The sequence below is a fragment of the Streptomyces ureilyticus genome, assembly GCF_011045025.1.
Taxonomy (GTDB): Bacteria; Actinomycetota; Actinomycetes; order Streptomycetales; family Streptomycetaceae; genus Streptomyces; species Streptomyces ureilyticus.
Genome location: NZ_JAAKZX010000423.1, coordinates 1 through 2,548, shown reverse-complemented (window position 1 = coordinate 2,548; position 2,548 = coordinate 1). Strand labels below are relative to the sequence as shown.

The following is a 2,548-nucleotide window of genomic DNA, read 5'->3' as shown; positions in this document are numbered from 1 at the left end:
GGCCACCGCCTCGCCCACCACTGGCAGGCCGAACACGACAACCCCGCCGAGTCGTTCACCTTCGCCCGCCGCTCCAGCGAGCATCTGCACTCCCTGCGCGAGAAGTGCTGACAGTTCCCACAGCGCGGGCGACGGGTTCGGGGTGGCATCGGCGCCTCCTTCTCTGTCGGGTCATCACGATTAGGCCAGGGCGAAGTAGCGAAGCCACACATACAGGGCCGACACGGTGACGGTGACCGCGGTGACGATCAGTCCGTAACGGCTGAACTGCCAGAACGAGATGTGGTGACCGCTGCGCTCGGCGATGCCAACGACGACGACGCTGGCCGAGGAGGCGATGATCGTGGCGTTGCCGCCCAGGTCCGCGCCCAGCGCGAAGGACCAACGCGTGCTCAGCGTCGGTCGCCCCGATGACCAGCATCACCACTGCGCCGCCGAGCGCCGCCGCGACGCGGTGCACCCACTCCGTCGCGATCAGGACATAGACGGCGGCGAACACCGTCACGGCCAGCCACGCAGTGACATCCACGGGCGCTTCCCCTCTGGACGGCACTCACGAGAACCGCCCGCTTCTTCCCGCGCCCCGCTTGTCCTCCCCTCCTGCGGGCATCCGTGCGTCAACCGGCGCCGCAGACGCCAGGAGCAGGGCCTGGCTTCAACGGTCACCCGGTGCACGGAGCTGGCACTATCCGCACCGCCACCCATTTCCAGTGGTGGCGAACATGTACGTGACGCCGCCGCACCGGCATGGGAAATGGGTGCTGCCCCCGATGGACGGAATCCCGCCTGCCCCAGCACGCTGGCAGAGCGGCACATCAGCGCCGGCCAGGAGACGGGGTGCCATGGGCTCAGCAACCGGTCGGGCCGGGCCATAGTGGGAAGTCTCTACCGAGGAGGCCGTACAGCCGTGTCCCTGTTCTGGCGGATCTTCCTGCTCAACGCCGCGGTACTGACCGCGGCCACAGCCCTGCTCCTGCTCGGCCCCGTCACCGTCTCCACACCGGTGCTGCTGACCGAGGCACTGATCCTGACTGCCGGGCTGGCCGTGATGCTGATCGCCAACGCCGTTCTGCTCCGACTTGGCCTCTCCCCCCTGCAACGCCTCACCCGCACCATGGCCACCATCGACCTGCTGCGCCCCGGTCCCCGCCCGGTCCCCGCCGGGCACGGCGAGATCGCCGACCTGATCAAGACCTTCAACAGCATGCTCGGCCGCCTGGAGGCCGAACGCGCCACCAGCAGTGCCCGCGCCCTGTCCGCGCAGGAAGCCGAACGCCGCCGCATCGCTCAGGAACTCCACGACGAGATCGGACAGACCCTCACCGCCGTCCTGCTCGAACTCAAACGCGTAGCCGACCAAGCCCCCGCGTCCCTGCGGACCGAGCTGCACCAAGTCCAGGAGACCACCCGCGACAGCCTGGACGAGATCCGCCGCATCGCCCGCAGACTCCGCCCCGGCGTCTTGGAAGAACTCGGCCTGGTCAGCGCCCTCAAAGCACTGACCAACGAGATCCCCACCCACTCAGGACTCACCGCCCGGCAACAGCTGGAGACCCCTCTGCCCGACCTCGGAGCAGAAGCTGAACTGGTCCTCTACCGCGTCGCCCAGGAAAGCCTCACCAACACCGTCCGCCACGCCCACGCGACACACCTGGACCTCACACTGAGCCGCACCCCCACCGGGGTCGAACTGCGCATCCGGGACGACGGCCGGGGACTCCAAGGAGCACTCGAAGGCGCCGGCATCCGGGGCATGCGCGAACGCGCCCTGCTCATCGGCGCGGACCTCACCCTCGGCCCTAGCCCCGGGGGCGGCACCGAAGTGCGCCTCAACGTGCCCGTACGCGACGGGAGCGACTGACCATGCCCGAGCCGACGAAGACTCGCATCCTGCTCGCCGACGACCACGCCCTGGTCCGCCGCGGGGTACGCCTCATCCTTGACAGCGAACCGGACCTGACCGTCGTCGCCGAGGCGGGCGACGGAGCCGAAGCCATCGAAGCGGCCCGCACGACACAGCCCGACCTGGCCATCCTGGACATCGCCATGCCCCGCCTGACCGGCCTGCAGGCCGCCCGCGAACTCTCCCGCACCCAGCCGGACCTGCGCATCCTCATCCTGACCATGTACGACAACGAGCAGTACTTCTTCGAAGCCCTCAAAGCAGGCGCCGCCGGATACGTCCTCAAATCCGTCGCCGACCGCGACCTCGTCGAAGCCTGCCGCGCCACCATGCGCGACGAGCCCTTCATCTACCCCGGAGCAATCAACGCCCTCATCCGCAACTACCTCGACCGTGCCAAGGACGGCGCCAATCTCCCCGCCAAGGCCATCACCGATCGCGAAGAGGAGATCCTCAAACTCGTCGCCGAAGGCCACACCTCGCAGGAGATCGCCGATCTCCTCGTCATCAGCGTCAAGACCGTCGAACGCCACCGCGCCAACCTGCTGCAAAAACTCGGCCTCAAAGACCGCCTGGAACTCACCCGCTACGCCATCCGCGCCGGCCTGATCGAACCGTAAGACACCAGCCGCCCAACCCCCGCCC

At 68.4% G+C, this 2,548-nt stretch carries 2 protein-coding genes and 2 pseudogenes; 3 read left to right on the top strand and 1 reads right to left on the bottom strand.

Features of this window, described 5'->3' with window-relative positions:
* Positions 1-111: pseudogene (locus G6048_RS50750) on the top strand (sugar phosphate isomerase/epimerase); the annotation flags it as partial.
* Positions 112-180: 69 nt separating this feature from the next.
* Here the strand turns inward: G6048_RS50750 and G6048_RS50745 are convergent.
* Positions 181-384, bottom strand: a pseudogene (locus tag G6048_RS50745) (hypothetical protein); the annotation flags it as partial.
* A gap of 523 nt (positions 385-907) precedes the next feature.
* Here G6048_RS50745 and G6048_RS47760 point away from each other — a divergent pair.
* Both G6048_RS47760 and G6048_RS47755 read left to right on the top strand, forming a co-directional pair.
* Positions 908-1,861, top strand: a complete 954-nt coding sequence (locus tag G6048_RS47760) for a HAMP domain-containing sensor histidine kinase (protein ID WP_165345849.1) — start codon at positions 908-910, stop codon at positions 1,859-1,861.
* A 2-nt stretch (positions 1,862-1,863) separates the two neighbouring features.
* Complete coding sequence (locus G6048_RS47755) at positions 1,864-2,523, top strand: response regulator (protein WP_165345848.1); 660 nt, start codon at positions 1,864-1,866, stop codon at positions 2,521-2,523.
* Positions 2,524-2,548 lie beyond the last annotated feature (25 nt).

Bases quoted from the DNA above. Each gene is read 5' to 3' on its own strand.
- G6048_RS47755 (WP_165345848.1), top strand. From the start codon at position 1,864: ATGCCCGAGCCGACGAAGACTCGCATCCTGCTCGCCGACGACCACGCC.